At 59.6% G+C, this 14,203-nt stretch carries 17 protein-coding genes and 1 riboswitch; of the genes, 9 read left to right on the plus strand and 8 right to left on the minus strand.

The window, feature by feature from the left end:
- Window positions 1-64: 64 nt before the first annotated feature.
- The 4 genes from gcvP to ACQZ60_RS07110 form a co-directional block, all read right to left on the minus strand.
- Window positions 65-2,929 carry an aminomethyl-transferring glycine dehydrogenase gene (gcvP, locus tag ACQZ60_RS07095; protein ID WP_035217412.1) on the minus strand — a complete coding sequence of 955 codons (2,865 nt, stop codon included), beginning with the start codon at window positions 2,927-2,929 and terminating at the stop codon, window positions 65-67.
- The gene (gene gcvH, locus ACQZ60_RS07100; RefSeq protein ID WP_003496104.1) at window positions 2,929-3,291 is read right to left on the minus strand and encodes a glycine cleavage system protein GcvH; all 363 of its coding nucleotides are present in this window, start codon (window positions 3,289-3,291) and stop codon (window positions 2,929-2,931) included. The genes gcvP and gcvH overlap by 1 nt, the downstream gene beginning before the upstream one ends.
- 28 nt (window positions 3,292-3,319) lie before the next feature.
- Complete coding sequence (gene gcvT / locus ACQZ60_RS07105) at window positions 3,320-4,459, minus strand: glycine cleavage system aminomethyltransferase GcvT (RefSeq protein WP_035264032.1); 1,140 nt, start codon at window positions 4,457-4,459, stop codon at window positions 3,320-3,322.
- A gap of 155 nt (window positions 4,460-4,614) precedes the next feature.
- Window positions 4,615-4,702, minus strand: a riboswitch (glycine riboswitch).
- Window positions 4,703-4,826: 124 nt separating this feature from the next.
- Complete coding sequence (locus ACQZ60_RS07110) at window positions 4,827-5,012, minus strand: DUF3008 family protein (RefSeq protein ID WP_035264062.1); 186 nt, start codon at window positions 5,010-5,012, stop codon at window positions 4,827-4,829.
- 173 nt (window positions 5,013-5,185) lie between these two features.
- On the opposite strand from ACQZ60_RS07110, the gene ACQZ60_RS07115 reads away from it, so the two are divergent.
- Both ACQZ60_RS07115 and ACQZ60_RS07120 read left to right on the plus strand, forming a co-directional pair.
- On the plus strand, window positions 5,186-5,566 hold the full coding sequence (locus ACQZ60_RS07115) for a hypothetical protein (RefSeq protein WP_080707361.1): 381 nt from the start codon (window positions 5,186-5,188) through the stop codon (window positions 5,564-5,566).
- 87 nt (window positions 5,567-5,653) lie between these two features.
- Window positions 5,654-6,625 (plus strand): copper chaperone PCu(A)C, encoded by a 972-nt coding sequence (locus tag ACQZ60_RS07120; protein WP_035264036.1) that lies wholly within the window; start codon window positions 5,654-5,656, stop codon window positions 6,623-6,625.
- Between the two features lie 239 nt (window positions 6,626-6,864).
- Here ACQZ60_RS07120 and ACQZ60_RS07125 read toward each other — a convergent pair whose 3' ends face one another.
- Window positions 6,865-7,167, minus strand: coding sequence for a hypothetical protein (locus ACQZ60_RS07125; RefSeq protein ID WP_035264065.1), 303 nt, complete (start codon window positions 7,165-7,167; stop codon window positions 6,865-6,867).
- Between the two features lie 204 nt (window positions 7,168-7,371).
- Between ACQZ60_RS07125 and crcB the strand changes: the two genes are divergently transcribed.
- The 6 genes from crcB (at window position 7,372) to ACQZ60_RS07155 (ending at window position 11,491) form a co-directional block, all read left to right on the plus strand.
- Window positions 7,372-7,749, plus strand: a complete 378-nt coding sequence (gene crcB, locus ACQZ60_RS07130) for a fluoride efflux transporter CrcB (protein ID WP_035264038.1) — start codon at window positions 7,372-7,374, stop codon at window positions 7,747-7,749.
- A 66-nt stretch (window positions 7,750-7,815) separates the two neighbouring features.
- Entirely contained in the window at window positions 7,816-8,805 is a 990-nt protein-coding gene (locus ACQZ60_RS07135; protein WP_035264040.1) for an RluA family pseudouridine synthase, read from the plus strand.
- A 6-nt stretch (window positions 8,806-8,811) separates the two neighbouring features.
- Window positions 8,812-9,480, plus strand: a complete 669-nt coding sequence (locus tag ACQZ60_RS07140) for an HAD family hydrolase (RefSeq protein ID WP_035264044.1) — start codon at window positions 8,812-8,814, stop codon at window positions 9,478-9,480.
- 29 nt (window positions 9,481-9,509) lie between these two features.
- Window positions 9,510-10,304: an ATP12 family chaperone protein gene (locus ACQZ60_RS07145; RefSeq protein WP_035264046.1), complete on the plus strand. Its 795-nt coding sequence runs from the start codon at window positions 9,510-9,512 to the stop codon at window positions 10,302-10,304.
- Window positions 10,305-10,364: 60 nt separating this feature from the next.
- Complete coding sequence (locus ACQZ60_RS07150; RefSeq protein WP_035264048.1) at window positions 10,365-10,853, plus strand: hypothetical protein; 489 nt, start codon at window positions 10,365-10,367, stop codon at window positions 10,851-10,853.
- A gap of 248 nt (window positions 10,854-11,101) precedes the next feature.
- The gene (locus ACQZ60_RS07155) at window positions 11,102-11,491 is read left to right on the plus strand and encodes a RidA family protein (protein WP_035264051.1); all 390 of its coding nucleotides are present in this window, start codon (window positions 11,102-11,104) and stop codon (window positions 11,489-11,491) included.
- Between the two features lie 60 nt (window positions 11,492-11,551).
- Here ACQZ60_RS07155 and fghA read toward each other — a convergent pair whose 3' ends face one another.
- The 3 genes from fghA to ACQZ60_RS07170 are packed head-to-tail and all read right to left on the minus strand — an operon-like array spanning window position 11,552 to window position 13,555.
- Complete coding sequence (fghA, locus tag ACQZ60_RS07160; protein WP_035264052.1) at window positions 11,552-12,385, minus strand: S-formylglutathione hydrolase; 834 nt, start codon at window positions 12,383-12,385, stop codon at window positions 11,552-11,554.
- A gap of 29 nt (window positions 12,386-12,414) precedes the next feature.
- Window positions 12,415-13,074 carry a DUF1345 domain-containing protein gene (locus ACQZ60_RS07165; protein WP_035264055.1) on the minus strand — a complete coding sequence of 220 codons (660 nt, stop codon included), beginning with the start codon at window positions 13,072-13,074 and terminating at the stop codon, window positions 12,415-12,417.
- Window positions 13,075-13,099: 25 nt separating this feature from the next.
- Window positions 13,100-13,555, minus strand: a complete 456-nt coding sequence (locus ACQZ60_RS07170; RefSeq protein ID WP_059762553.1) for a YaiI/YqxD family protein — start codon at window positions 13,553-13,555, stop codon at window positions 13,100-13,102.
- A gap of 166 nt (window positions 13,556-13,721) precedes the next feature.
- Here ACQZ60_RS07170 and ACQZ60_RS07175 point away from each other — a divergent pair, with 166 nt between their 5' ends.
- Window positions 13,722-14,174: a DUF5680 domain-containing protein gene (locus ACQZ60_RS07175; protein ID WP_035261129.1), complete on the plus strand. Its 453-nt coding sequence runs from the start codon at window positions 13,722-13,724 to the stop codon at window positions 14,172-14,174.
- Window positions 14,175-14,203 lie beyond the last annotated feature (29 nt).

Raw genomic sequence — 14,203 nt, forward strand, 5'->3', positions numbered from 1 at the left:
CCTTGCCATAACGAAAAAGGCCCGGATCGCTCCGGGCCTTCGTATATCGGTTCGCACCGATGCCTTATTCCGCCGCTTCGGCGTAAGCCTCCATTGGCGGGCACGTGCAGATGAGGTTGCGGTCGCCATAGACATTGTCGATGCGGTTGACCGGAGACCAGTATTTGTCGATGCGGAAGGCGCCGGGTGGGAAGCACCCCTTTTCGCGGCTATAGGGACGATCCCATTCGCCGACGAGGTCTTCCACCGTGTGCGGCGCGTTCTTCAGCGGGTTGTTGGTCTTGTCCGCACGGCCTTCCTCGATGTCGCGGGCTTCCTCGCGGATCGCCAGCATGGCATCGCAGAAACGGTCGATTTCCGCCTTGGTTTCGGATTCCGTCGGCTCGATCATCAGCGTGCCGGCAACCGGCCAGCTCATGGTCGGCGCGTGGAAACCGCAGTCGATGAGGCGCTTTGCGACATCGTCCACCGTCACGCCGCAGCTGTCTGCCAGCGGGCGGGTATCGATAATGCACTCATGCGCCACACGTCCCGTTTCGGACTTGTAGAGCACGTCGTAAGCGCCCTTCAGCCGTTCGGCGATGTAGTTGGCGTTGAGGATCGCCACCTTGGTCGCCTGCGTCAGCCCTTCGCCACCCATCATCAGGCAATAGCTCCAGGAAATTGGCAGGATCGACGGCGAACCGAAGGGAGCAGCCGAAACGGCACCCTCACGGCCGTCCGTCGCCGGATGGCCGGGCAGGTAAGGAGCAAGATGCGCCTTGACACCGATCGGACCCATACCGGGGCCACCGCCGCCATGCGGAATGCAGAAGGTCTTGTGCAGGTTGAGATGCGAAACGTCCGAACCGATATCGCCGGGACGGGCGAGGCCGACCATGGCGTTCATGTTGGCGCCGTCTAGATAGACCTGTCCACCATGCTTGTGGGTGATCTCGCAGATCTCGCGAACCGTCTCCTCGAACACGCCGTGGGTGGACGGGTAAGTGATCATGCAGCACGAGAGGTTTTCCGCATACTGCTCTGCTTTTGCACGGAAATCATCGATATCGATGTCACCGTTGTCCCGCACTTTGACCGGCACCACTTTCATGCCGACCATCTGCGCGGAGGCAGGGTTGGTGCCATGCGCCGAGGTCGGAATGAGGCAGACGTCACGATGCGTGCCGCCATTGGCGAGGTGGTAGTTGCGAATGGTCAGAAGTCCCGCATATTCCCCCTGCGCGCCGGAATTCGGCTGCATGGAGAAAGCGTCATAACCGGTGACCGAGCACAGTTTTTCAGAGAGATCGTCGATCATCTCCTTGTAGCCCAGCGCCTGATCGGCCGGCACGAAGGGATGGATGTCGGAAAATTCCGGCCAGGTGATCGGCAGCATTTCCGCTGTCGCATTCAGTTTCATGGTGCAGGAACCGAGCGGGATCATCGAGCGGTCGAGAGCCAGATCGCGATCCGAAAGCCGGCGGATGTAACGGGTCATCTCGCTTTCGGCACGGTTCATGTGGAAGATCGGATGCGTCATATACTGACTGGTGCGCAGCAGTTCCTTCGGCAGGCGATATTCCGGCTCGAAATCCGAGATCGAGAAATTGCCGCCGAAAGCGCGCCAGACGGCTTCCAGCGTTGCCGGGCGCGTGCGCTCGTCAAGGCTCATGCCGATCTTGGTGGCGCCGACCTTGCGCAGGTTCACGCCTTCCGCCACGGCCGAACGCAGGATGACGCCCTGCATATGGCCGACTTCAACGGTGATCGTGTCGAAGAAGGTTTCCGGCTCGATGGTGTAGCCGAGCTTTTCCAGCCCCTTGGCCATCAGCACGGCCTTCTGGTGGGTCTGCTGGGCAATTGCCTTGATACCCTGCGGGCCATGGAAGACGCCATACATCGAGGCCATGACGGCGAGCAGTACCTGCGCGGTGCAGATGTTCGACGTCGCCTTTTCGCGGCGGATATGCTGCTCGCGTGTCTGCAGCGACAGGCGATAGGCGCGGTTGCCGCGTGCATCGACCGAAACGCCGACCAGACGGCCGGGCATGGAGCGCTTATGTGCGTCCTTGACCGCCATGTAAGCCGCATGCGGACCGCCGTAACCAACCGGAACGCCGAAGCGCTGCGAGGTGCCGATGGCGATATCCGCGCCCATTTCGCCGGGCGACTTCAGAAGCGTCAGCGCCAGAAGATCGGCGGCGACGGCGGCAATCGCGCCCGTCTGGTGCAGGCGGGAAATCAGGCCGGAGAAATCGCTGACATGGCCGTGCGTGCCCGGATACTGGAAAATCGCACCGAACACATCGACCGGGTCGAGATCGGTAAAGGGGTTGCCGACAATCACCTTCCAGCCGAGCGGGGCCGCGCGGGTCTCGATCAGCGCGATGGTCTGCGGATGGCAATTGGCGTCAACGAAGAAGGCGGTCGCCTTGGATTTCGCGACGCGCTGGCACATCGCCATGGCTTCGGCAGCCGCCGTCGCCTCGTCGAGCAGTGATGCGTTGGCAACATCGAGACCGGTCAGATCGCAGACCATGGTCTGGTAGTTCAACAGCGCCTCAAGACGGCCCTGGCTGATTTCCGGCTGGTAGGGCGTATAGGCCGTGTACCAGGCCGGGTTTTCCAGAATATTGCGCTGGATGACCGGCGGCGTGATGGTGCCGTAATAACCCTGGCCGATCAGCGAGGTCAGAACCTGGTTTTTGTTGGCCGTCTCACGCAGGCGGTCGAGCGCTTCGCGTTCGGTCAGTGCGGCACCCCAGGTCAGCGGCACCTTCTGGCGGATGGAAGAGGGAACGGTGGCGTCGATCAGGGCGTCGAGGCTCTTATAGCCAACGACCTTCAGCATCTCGGCCATTTCCGACGGCGACGGCCCGATGTGACGCCGGTTGGCGAAATCATAGGGCTGATAGTCGGTGAAATGGAATTCGGTGGGCGTCGTCATTACGCGATCAGCTCCTTATAGGCTGCCTCGTCGAGCAGCGTCTCGGCATCTGCGGCGTTGGAAAGCTTCAGCTTGAAGAACCAGCCGGCGCCCTGCGGGTCGGAATTGACCAGCGAGGGATCGTCGACGATGGCCTGGTTGATTTCCACCACTTCGCCATCCAGCGGACAATAGACGTCGGAAGCCGCCTTGACGGATTCAACGGTCGCCGCGTCGCCATCCTTGGAGAAGGTGGCGCCCACTTCCGGCAATTCGACGAAAACGAGATCGCCAAGCTGTTCAGCGGCGTGGCTGGTGATGCCAACGGTGGCGATATCGCCTTCGAACTTCAGCCATTCGTGTTCTGCGGTAAATTTCAGCATCGTATTCTCTCCGGAGATGGGATGAAGATTATCGTTTATAGGTGGGCTTGATGAAGGGCAGGGCGGCGACGGCGACGGGCAGATATTTGCCGCGCACTTCCGCAAAGACAGCCGTACCGGGAGCAGCGTGGGAAACAGGGACGTAACCCATGGCGACGGGACCTTCGACCGAAGGACCGAAACCGCCCGAGGTCACTTCACCGATTTCCGTCTTGCCTTCGGCATCAGCAAACAGCTTCGAATGGCCGCGCACCGGCGCCTTGCCTTCCGGCTTCAGGCCGACGCGGCGGCGCGATGTGCCATCGTTCAGTTCGCCGAGAATGCGCTCTGCGCCGGGAAAACCGCCCTCGCGGTCGCCGCCAGCGCGGCGCGCTTTCTGGATCGCCCATTCGAGCGAGGCTTCGATGGGGGAGGTCGTGGTATCGATATCGTTGCCATAAAGACAAAGGCCGGCTTCGAGGCGCAGGCTGTCGCGCGCACCAAGCCCGATCGGCTCGCAATCGGGATGCTCGAGCAGGGCTTTGGCAATCTCTTCGGCCTTGTCGGCGGGCACGGAGATTTCAAAGCCGTCTTCACCGGAATAACCGGAACGGGAGACGATGCAGGGCACGTCATGCAGCGGCACTTCCTGCACATCCATGAATTTCATTTCCGAGACGCCGGCCCAGAGTTCAGCCAGAACGGCCTCCGCGCGCGGTCCCTGTAGCGCGATGAGCGCCCGGTCATCGAGAAGCGTTATCTCGCAGGCGTCGGAAAGATGCGCCTTCATATGGGCGACATCGGCACCCTTGCAGGCAGCGTTGACGACGACAAACAGGTGATCGCCGCGATTGGTGATCATCAGGTCGTCGAGAATACCGCCGTTTTCGTCGGTGAAGAAACCGTAACGCTGCCGGCCTTCCTTCAGGCCGAGAATATCCACCGGCACCAGTTTTTCCAGCGCGAGCGCGGCATCTTCATTGTTGCCGGACTTCGCCTTCACGATCACCTGACCCATATGGGACACGTCGAAAAGACCGGCGGAGGTGCGGGTCTGGAGATGTTCCTTCAGAACGCCGGCCGGATATTGCACCGGCATGTCATAACCGGCGAAAGGCACCATGCGGGCGCCAAGCGAAATGTGCAGGGAATTGAGCGGCGTGATTTGAAGCTCGGCGGTATCGTCCAAGGACGCCTCCAGGGTTGCGCGAAAGATCGCGCGGGCTCAGGTCATGACGCGAAAAACGCGCCGGGTTCAAGAGCCCCCTCTGTCCTTGTCGCCTGAGATTGTTATCCCTTCGGCGAGCCGTCCTTGATGAAAGGTGGCTTCTCTCCAGAGTTCCGTCGTCACCGCTGGTCCTTTTGCCTGAGAGTTTCCGGGGCGGTTGCTCCTTCGGCACCGCAGTGAAGCGGTTTCTCCCAACGATGATGCGACGCTCATTATCTTCGAAGACCCGTTATTGGCAAGGACCAAATGACGCATCTGAACAGATTCTTGCTCCATCTGCGCCATCGACGCAGCGATCTGCGGCGACAGATGGTCTCGGCGGCTTCCTTCAGTCGGATTTTTTCTCCGGCAGACCCTTGTGTTTCGTCGATGCGAAATCCTCAAGTTCCTTTTCTGTCATGGACTTCTCCATGCTTTTTGAAGCACCTTTTAAACTGGATTTCTTCATTTCTCCGCGTTTGGCCGCCAGTGCGACACCCGCCGCTTTCTGCTGGGCCTTCGATTTGGCTGGCATTGTCGGGCCTCCCTTGAACGATGGTTGCGGCAGGAAAATGCCGCCTGGCATCTATTGTTCCCTTGCGACGGTCTGGCCTGCGGCAAAATTCCCCTTTGAAATCGGAGAGAAACAGGGATATCGCCTAGGATATGGATGCAAATCGAACACGACGGCTGATGGGGATAGAGAAAATGCTTCGCATTTTCTGTGCGACCCTGATGTTGTCTCTCGGTTTTGCCCACAAGCCGGCACTTGCCACAGCCCCCGCCGTTGCGCTGGATGAGAGTTACCGACTGCCGGACGGCACCTTTGCGGAAATCTGCCTTGGCCATGGCAACGGCGTCAATGCTTCCCATACCAAGGAAGACCCCGCCCATTCCGGCGACGCCATCTTGTTTTGCGAGGCCTGCCTCCTGGCCTCGTCCATTCTTCTGCCGATGCCCGATACGGCTGGCTGGCTGAAGACTGAATTTGCCTGGCTCGACAATCGCCTGCGTGCGGAATGGAGCTTCCGCTCCGTGCTGACGATCCAGAAGCCCGCCGCGCGCGGCCCTCCGTCCCTGTCAGCCTGATTTTTCGTTTTACGGGATCATCGCCGCCTTTGGCGGCACGGAGCGGCTGCGCGGACCCAGAGGGATAGCAGTCGCAGGGACAAGCAAATGAAAACCACCAAGATCATCGCCTGCAGCCTTTTCGTCGCCTCGGTTTCGACCGCGCAGGCTTTCGCCCACGCCACATTCGTTGACGGTTCGGCCGAACAGGAAAGCACCGTCGTTGCCGCCCTCCAGGTGCCGCATGGCTGCGAAGGCGGGCTCGCCACCACCGAAGTTCAGATCAAGCTGCCGGAAGGATTCATTTCCGCGAAGCCGCAGCCCAAGGCTGGCTGGGAACTGGAGGTCATCAAGGGAGACTACCAGAAGGCCTACAAGAACCACGGCAAGGAGATTAAAAGCGGACCGGTCGAAATCCGCTGGAAGGGCGGTAACCTGCCGGATGAATTCTACGACACCTTCGCCGTGCAGGGAAAAATCTCCGGTATAGAAGCGGGGCAGGACCTGCCATTCAAGGTAACGCAGCTCTGCGGCGACAAGGGCAAGGTTTCCTGGGACGAAGTGGCAGCGGCCGGCGTCGATCCGCATTCCCTGAAAAGTCCCGCTCCCACCATTCGCGTTGCCGCAAAAGCTGCGCATGCCGGCGGCCATGATCACTCCACCATGGATATGGATGTCGTGAAGGCCGGCAGCCTCGAAGTATCGGACGGAACGACCAAGGCCATGCTGCCGGGCCAGCCCGTGGGCGGTGGATACGTGACGATCAAGAATGCCGGCGATAGCGACGACAAGCTGATCGGTGTCGAATCTTCGTCCGCCGGACGTGCTGAAATTCACGAGATGGCCATGGTCAACGACGTCATGAAAATGCGCAAGCTGGATGACGGCATCGTCATTCCCGCCGGCCAGACGGTGGAGCTGAAGCCCGGCGGCCTGCATATGATGTTCTTCGATGTGAAGAAGCCCTTTGCCGAAGGCGACAAAGTGCCGGTAACGCTCATCTTCGAAAAGGCCGGCAAGGTGGAGATCGTGCTGTCCGCAGGCGCAGCCAAGGGCGGCGGCGACCACCAGCATAATTGACGGATGAAAAACGGCTACCGGAACGCGTGACAGGTCCGGTAGCCGCAAATTTTTATCTATCGTGTTTGTTCTTCAGCGCCGTGGCGGAAAAGGCAGGGTGGCATTTGCTCACGTGATTTTCCGGAACTCGGTCGAAGATCTCTAGAAGATCAATCTGACACCAGGCTGAATACGGGGATTCCGCCTATACGGTGCGAAACTGAAGAATTGACATTAAAATATCTATATATCCACCTGATCTATAAATTACCTTCAGATTTCGAGGTGAAGCTGTTTTCCTCGTAGGCCTCCACGGCCTGCTCCAGTGTCGCCTGTGGCTCCTGGCGCTGGCTGCTTGCTATCAGGAAATAGAGGGTGAGGGCCGGCGGCTTGATCGTCGTCATCAGGCCCCTGAGCTGGAAGTCGTCCCCGTGTTCGGCCTTGCGCGCCAGTTCGTGAATGGCCTCTTCAACCTCGCTCTTGCGCGGCACGCGTTGCGGCGGCTTCATGGCCTCCAGCGCATAGGCCGCTGTATTCGCGGAAACGGAAAGAACCTGTGTCATCGAACCTCCGGCCATCTTCGCCGACCCTGAAAAACCGTAGATTAACAGTTGCCCATTGTTGGAAGGCTAAATCGCACAGCTGCAATTTAATCGTATTTTAACAGCCGAAAGCGCCGGGCAAAGGGGTTTCGCCAGCGGTTCCCATGGTCTAAAAATGTCCTGGACCGTCCGGTCCGACGATTTCTTCCGGAGACACAATTCCCCATGATCAATATCGCCCTTGTCGCTGCAGGCGGCGCAATCGGTTCCGTGTTCCGTTATCTGGTCGGGGTCTGGAGCATGCGGTTGGCCGGACCGAATTTCCCCTGGGGAACCCTTGTCGTCAATGTGGTCGGATCTTTCCTGATCGGTCTGCTGGTCGAGCTTGTGGCGCGGCGACTGAATGCCTCGATGGAAATGCGCCTGTTTCTCGTCACCGGCGTGCTCGGCGGGTTCACCACGTTCTCGTCCTTCTCGCTCGATGCGGTCGCGCTGTTCGAGCGCGGCGCGCTCGGGCTGTCGGCCGTTTACGTGCTTGCCAGCCTTGCGGTTTCCATCGCGGCGGTTTTCGCCGGGCTGGCCTTGGGCCGCAGTTTGTTCTAAAGGCTTGGTCCAAACGGCGCGCCAGAGATGTGAGCGCGCGATCAGGACAGAAAGACTGGAAATTTCATGGCAGGTATCGAGCATATCAAGGTCGGGGCCGACGAGGCCGGTATGCGCCTCGATCGCTGGTTCAAGATTCATTATCCGGGACTTGGTTTCGGGCAGTTGCAGAAGCTTCTGCGCTCCGGACAGGTGCGTGTGGATGGCGGCCGGGTGAAGACGGATGCGCGCGTGCAGCCGGGACAGATGGTGCGCGTACCGCCGGTCGATTCCGATCTCAAGGTCAAGAGCGGCCCCATCGGATCGAAGGACCTCAAGCATTCCGAAGATGGCGAGCTTCTGGCGCGCATGCTGCTGCATGAGGACGACAAGGTCTTCGTTTTCAACAAGCCGGCCGGCATTGCCGTGCAGGGCGGTTCGGGCGTCACCCGCCATATCGACGGGCTGCTGGAAGCCTGGACCAACCAGAAGGGCGAAAAGCCGCGTCTGGTGCACCGCCTCGACCGCGATACGTCGGGCGTGCTGGTGGTTGCCCGCACCCGCGGTGCTGCGCAGAAGCTGACCGCCGCCTTCCGCGAACGCGATACCAAGAAGACCTATTGGGCGCTGGTCAAGGGCGTGCCGCGCAAGCATCAGGACAAGATTTCCACCTGGCTGGTCAAGGAACAGACGATGGATGGCGATCGCATGCGTATTGCCAAGCATGGCGAGGAGGGGGCCGATCACGCCGTTTCCTATTACCGCGTCATCGATACCGCCGCGCAGAACCTCGCCTGGCTGGAAATGGAACCCTATACCGGCCGCACCCATCAGCTGCGCGTGCACGCGTTGCATATGGGTCACCCGATCATCGGCGATCCGAAATATTATATCGACGATCCGAACTGGGATTTCCCGGGCGGCATCCAGAAGCGCCTGCATCTCCACGCACGCCATATCGACATTCCGCATCCGAATGGCGGCCGGCTTCGGGTCAGCGCACCCCTGCCGCCGCATATGGTACAGACCTGGAACCTGCTCGGTCTCGACGTGGCCGATGGCGATAGGGAAGACTGACAGCCCATGAAACTCGTTCTTTTCGATTGCGACGGAACGCTGGTGGATAGCGCCGGCCTGATCCATGCCGTCATGGCCGATACTTTCGCCGATTTCGGCAAGCCGCGCCCCGATATCTCCGAAACCAAGGCGATCATCGGTCTGACGCTGGATATCGCCATCGCCCGCATGCTCGGCAAGGCGCATGTGGATGATGAAGCGAAGGCGATGACGGAACGTTACAGGGAAATCTACCATCCCCTGCGGGAGCGGCCGGAAATGACCGTGCCGCTTTTCGACGGTATCGCCACGCTGATCGATATGCTTTCGAAACGCGACGATGTGCTGATCGGCGCTGTGACCGGCAAGGGCCGGCGCGGTCTTACCCATATCCTACAGACCCACGGCCTTGCCGATCACTTCATCGTTTCGCGCACGGCGGATGATTGCCCCTCCAAGCCGCATCCGGCCATGGTGATGGAATGCTGCCATGAAACCGGCATGGTTCCGGCCGATACTGTGGTTATCGGCGATGCGATCTATGACATGCAGATGGCCAAGGCTGCAGGCGCGAAAGCAATCGGCGTCGCCTGGGGTTATGCCTCGGTCGACGATCTCTGGAAGGCGGGCGCGGATGCGGTCGTCAGCCACCCGCGCGAAATTCCGGCCTATGTTCCGGCCGATATTCTTGAATAACCTTTCTATCCGACTGACGAGGACGTGCCATGCGTGATCTCCTGAACGACCTTTCGGAGGGCCTGAGCCATCCCGACCCGATCCTGCGCGCGCAGATCCAGATGCAGAAACCTCTGCCGAAGCGGTTCTACAAGGATGTCACCGTCGGCGAGGCGGAAGAGGGCGGTTTTACCATCCTTCTCGATGGCAAGCCGCTGCGCACCCCCGCCAAGAAGCCGCTGACCGTTCCGACGCGTGCGCTGGCGGAACTGCTTCGCGATGAATGGGATGCCCAGAAAGAAGTGGTCAATCCGGTGGTCATGCCCGTCTCGCGACATGTGAACACGGCCATTGATGGCGTCGCCAACGACACGCAGGCTGTTTTTGAGGACATACTCCGTTTTTCGTCTTCCGATCTCCTCTGCTATCGCGCCGGCGATCCGGAAGCGCTGGTTGCGCGGCAGACGGACCATTGGGATCCGGTTCTGGACTGGGCGGCCAATGTGCTCGGAGCGCGCTTCATTCTCGTCGAAGGCGTGATGCATCAGGACCAGCCGCGCGAAGCCATCGCGGCTTTCGCGGTAACGCTGAAGAAATACGACACACCGATTGCGCTTGCCGCTCTTCACACCATGACATCGCTGACCGGCTCCGCCATTTTGGCCCTTGCACTGGCGGAAGGGCAATTGACGCTGGAGGAAGCCTGGGCGCTTGCCCATCTGGACGAGGACTGGACCGCCGAGCAATGGGGCGAGGACGAGGAGGCGCTGGAGCGCCGCGCCGTCAGGCTTGTCGATATGCGCGCGGCACTCAATGTTCTGGAGTCGCTCAAGAGCGCCTCTTAACGCTTTTCTAACCCTGATGGCCGAATATGCGGTTACCTCACGTTAGGGGAGCCGCTGATCATGACCACCTCGTTGAAACGCCTTGGCATTCTTGTGCTGGCGTGTTTCACGCTCATGTCTTTCAGGCTGGAACCGGAAGCGACCAATACTGACCGGCTGCTTTACGATGTGCGCGGCGCATTCGTCGCCGCACGCCCGGATGTCGCTCCGGCGCTGATGCAGTCCATTCATGCGCAGGTGCAGAATGCGATCAAAACAACGGCGCGTGGAGAAACCCGGCCGCGCGTGGTACTGACCATCCGTCTCGCATCCGTTACACGCGGCCCGTTCCTGTTCGGGGAAAGGGCGTCGGCCAAGGTCATCGTCCGCGCCGCCGCCGTCGCGACGGGAGAGGTGATCGCCGAGGCCAAATTCACCGCCACCGTCGTCAGCTTCGATAATCAGTCGATAGAGCAGGAACTTGCCTATGGCGTCGCCGAACGCGTGATCCGCGAATTCAGACTGAACCGGCCCGGCCCGACGACGCTGGCGACGGCTCTGTTTCCATAAGCAGGACACAAAAGGCGAGGGCGCGACTCCTATTCGTCCGCATTGCAGCTTCCGAAATATTTCAAGCTTCAATCAGGCGCATCTTCGGCGCTCTTAAATTTACATACGTCGCGTATATATAATTGACATGCGGCGCGTATGTAACCATCTGACATACGTAACGTATGTAAATGGGCGTCCGAAGCCTTCTTTTAAAAAGAGCAACGCTTCTCTCGTCCATGACCACTCAGCCAAAAGAGAGACGCGAAATGACCGCACGCGAAGCAGTTTTCCCCGCTAACAGGCATGCGCTTTACGAGGAGCATGGCTATTCCGCAGCTATCCGATCCGGTGACCTTCTTTTCGTTTCCGGTCAGGTCGGCAGCCGTGCCGATGGAACGCCTGAACCTGATTTTGAACGTCAGGTCCGGTTGGCCTTTGAAAACCTCAAGGCCACGCTTACAGCGGCGGGCTGCACTTTCGATGATATCGTGGATGTGACGACGTTCCACACGGATCCGGAAAACCAGTTCGGAACGATCATGACCGTCAAGCAGGAGATTTTCAGCCAAAAGCCTTACCCGAACTGGACGGCCGTCGGCGTCAACTGGCTTGCCGGTTTCGATTTCGAGATCAAGGTCATTGCCCGCATCCCGTAATGTCAGGTTAAATCTGCAGCGGCGGCGCTTACAGGGCGCCGCCAACCTGCTTCTCCGTCCTTATCCCAGCCGCTCCGCATGCCACTTCAAATGGTCATCCATGAAGGTGGAAATGAAATAATAGGAGTGGTCATAGCGCTCATGCATGCGCAGCGTCAGGCCGATATCCGTGCCCTTGACCGCTTCTTCGAACAGCCAGGGGCGCAGGCCCTTTTCGAGAAAACTATCGGCCTTGCCCTGATCGATCAGGAACTCGGGAAAACGCGCGCCGTCCTCGACCAGCGCACAGGCGTCGTATTGACGCCATGCGGCCTTATCTGCACCGAGGTATTTTTCCAGCGCCGGCTCGGACCAGTCGGCCGAAGAGGGAGCCACGATCGGCGCAAAGGCGGAGCAGCTCTTGAAACGCTCGGGGTTCTTGAGCGCAATGGTCATCGCGCCATGGCCGCCCATTGAATGGCCGAAAATGCCCTGACGGCTCATATCCGCACGGAAATGCTGGCCGATGAGAGCAGGCAGTTCTTCCGTCACATAGCTGTACATCCGGTAGTGCTCGGACCAGGGCTCCTTTGTGGCGTCGAGATAAAATCCGGCGCCCTTGCCCATCTGCCAGTTGGTCAATTCGTCCGGCACGTCATTGCCGCGCGGGCTGGTATCCGGGCAAACGATGATCAGCCCCAGTTCGGAGGCCATGCGGCGATATTCGCCTTTTTCCATGACATTGGCATGGGTGCAGGTGAGGCCGGAAAGATACCACAGGACAGGGCAGGGCTCGTGGATCGCCTTCGGCGGCACATAAACCGCAAAGGTCATCTCAGATTTCAGGGTTTCCGATGTGTGCGAAAATACGCCCTGCATACCGCCAAAGGCTGTATTTTGCGAAATAATGTTCATGAAGCCATTCCTTGTGAAAATTTCCCGGTTCAGCCCGCAAGCGAGACGGCTGCATTGACCGCCGCCGCCACCAGAACCGTATTGAAGAAGAAAGAAACGATGGAGTGCAGCAGCGTGACCTTGCGCATGGCGGTCGTGGTTATCCCCACATCCGATGTCTGCGCCGTCATGCCGATCACCACGGCGAAATAGAGAAAGTCGTAACCGCAGGGTTCCTTCGTGCCCGGAAAATCCATGCCGCCGCGATGCTGGCGTTTGCCGTCCACCATGGCCGGCCGCCAGTAAAGATGGGCATAATGCAGCGCGGTCATGGTGTGGATGGTCAACCAGCCGAAGATCACCGAGGCGAAGGCGATGAGCAGCGCCCAGACTGTTTCGCCCGTATGGTTGAGGGCCTGAAACAGCGATACCACCGCGACGGCAACGGCAAGCAGCGTGACGGCGATGATGGCGACCGCAGGCAGGTCGTCGCTATCGGCATGGGCCTTCAGATGCTGCGCCGTCAGGCCCGACAGGCGAAAGGCAATCAGGATGAGGTAGGTCAGGAAGAACAGAACGGCCGCGATTTCTATCGCCAGCGGCGGCGCAAAAACCAGCGCCAGGCCGAGGCTCACGGCGCCGACCAAAAAAGCAATGACGAAAGGTTGATGGCGGCGATAGCTGTTACTTTTCATATTGGCCGGGGTCATGGGCGGCACCTTTCCGTTGGCGCCGTCATTTTTTGACACGGCGGCAAAAGCGGTCAAGCGTCTCCAGAAAGGTAGAGCGGTCGCGCGGTGAAAAAGCCGCATTATATCCCTTGCTTTCACCGGTTTCGCGCAGATGCGCGCCAAGATCGCGCATCGCCGTCGCCATCCCGATATTCGACTGGTCAAAAACACGACCCGTCGGCCCGGTCACCAACGCACCCTTGGCGACGCAGCGCCCGGCCAGCGGCACATCGGCGGTGATGACGATATCGTTCTCACCGGCATGATCGGCGATCCAGTCATCCGCCGCGTCGAAACCGGCGGATACGATGACGTTTTTCACCATGGGATCGCGCGATGGGCGCAGACCGGAATTAGCAACGAAGGTCACTTCCAGCCCATGCCGCTCCGCCACCTTGAGAATCTCCGGCTTCACGGGGCAGGCATCGGCATCGACATAGATTTGCGGGTTTTGCGGCATGGGCACTCTTTTCGGATAATTCCTGCCATGCTTCTAAGCGCAAACGCCGCGATTACCAAGCCCGCCATTGCTGAAATGCGGGTTCGATGCCGGGCAAGGGGCGCACTTGCGACCACCCTGAAAATCGCCTATGTTCCCTTTATGTTCTTATCCCGAAAGGTTTCCCATGCTGGAAGAGTTCATCGTGCAGGCCAAGTCCGCCACCTATGTCGGCGGCGGCAACAAATCCGCGACGCCCACGCGCAAGGGATCGCACGATCTCGGTTATCAGAGCGGCGACTGGCACTATATCGACAGCTATTTCGGTGGAACCGATTTCATCGGCCAGGAGGTCGTCTGGCATGAGGGAGCAGCGGTGTGGGCGATGAGTTATTACGGCCGCATCCTCCGGCCAGACATGATCGATGGCGCCACGGCTGGCATGGTCATTCAGCGGTCGCTTTCCACGCTCTATCGGGAGGGCCGGTTCCTTGGCGGCTTCACCCACCCGGTGGAAAATCTGGTCTATGTCGATACGAATGAAGGTGAATTCCGGTCCTTCACCGGCATCGAGCGCATTTACCGGGGCCATGTCGAGACGTACCGGCTTGACTATCATGGCGGGATCATAAAGCCATAGAGCGCAGGAAATGCCATGGACGGGATTTG

The sequence above is a fragment of the Agrobacterium sp. 22-223-1 genome, from assembly GCF_053522385.1.

Bases quoted from the DNA above. Each gene is read 5' to 3' on its own strand.
- ACQZ60_RS07115 (WP_080707361.1), top strand. From the start codon at position 5,186: ATGCTTCGCATTTTCTGTGCGACCCTGATGTTGTCTCTCGGTTTTGCC.
- ACQZ60_RS07155 (WP_035264051.1), top strand. From the start codon at position 11,102: ATGACCGCACGCGAAGCAGTTTTCCCCGCTAACAGGCATGCGCTTTAC.
- gcvP (WP_035217412.1), bottom strand. From the start codon at position 2,929: ATGACGACGCCCACCGAATTCCATTTCACCGACTATCAGCCCTATGAT.
- ACQZ60_RS07135 (WP_035264040.1), top strand. From the start codon at position 7,816: ATGGCAGGTATCGAGCATATCAAGGTCGGGGCCGACGAGGCCGGTATG.
- gcvH (WP_003496104.1), bottom strand. From the start codon at position 3,291: ATGCTGAAATTTACCGCAGAACACGAATGGCTGAAGTTCGAAGGCGAT.
- ACQZ60_RS07120 (WP_035264036.1), top strand. From the start codon at position 5,654: ATGAAAACCACCAAGATCATCGCCTGCAGCCTTTTCGTCGCCTCGGTT.
- ACQZ60_RS07145 (WP_035264046.1), top strand. From the start codon at position 9,510: ATGCGTGATCTCCTGAACGACCTTTCGGAGGGCCTGAGCCATCCCGAC.
- ACQZ60_RS07165 (WP_035264055.1), bottom strand. From the start codon at position 13,074: ATGACCCCGGCCAATATGAAAAGTAACAGCTATCGCCGCCATCAACCT.
- crcB (WP_035264038.1), top strand. From the start codon at position 7,372: ATGATCAATATCGCCCTTGTCGCTGCAGGCGGCGCAATCGGTTCCGTG.
- ACQZ60_RS07175 (WP_035261129.1), top strand. From the start codon at position 13,722: ATGCTGGAAGAGTTCATCGTGCAGGCCAAGTCCGCCACCTATGTCGGC.
- ACQZ60_RS07150 (WP_035264048.1), top strand. From the start codon at position 10,365: ATGACCACCTCGTTGAAACGCCTTGGCATTCTTGTGCTGGCGTGTTTC.
- ACQZ60_RS07110 (WP_035264062.1), bottom strand. From the start codon at position 5,012: ATGCCAGCCAAATCGAAGGCCCAGCAGAAAGCGGCGGGTGTCGCACTG.
- ACQZ60_RS07170 (WP_059762553.1), bottom strand. From the start codon at position 13,555: ATGCCGCAAAACCCGCAAATCTATGTCGATGCCGATGCCTGCCCCGTG.
- fghA (WP_035264052.1), bottom strand. From the start codon at position 12,385: ATGAACATTATTTCGCAAAATACAGCCTTTGGCGGTATGCAGGGCGTA.
- ACQZ60_RS07125 (WP_035264065.1), bottom strand. From the start codon at position 7,167: ATGACACAGGTTCTTTCCGTTTCCGCGAATACAGCGGCCTATGCGCTG.
- ACQZ60_RS07140 (WP_035264044.1), top strand. From the start codon at position 8,812: ATGAAACTCGTTCTTTTCGATTGCGACGGAACGCTGGTGGATAGCGCC.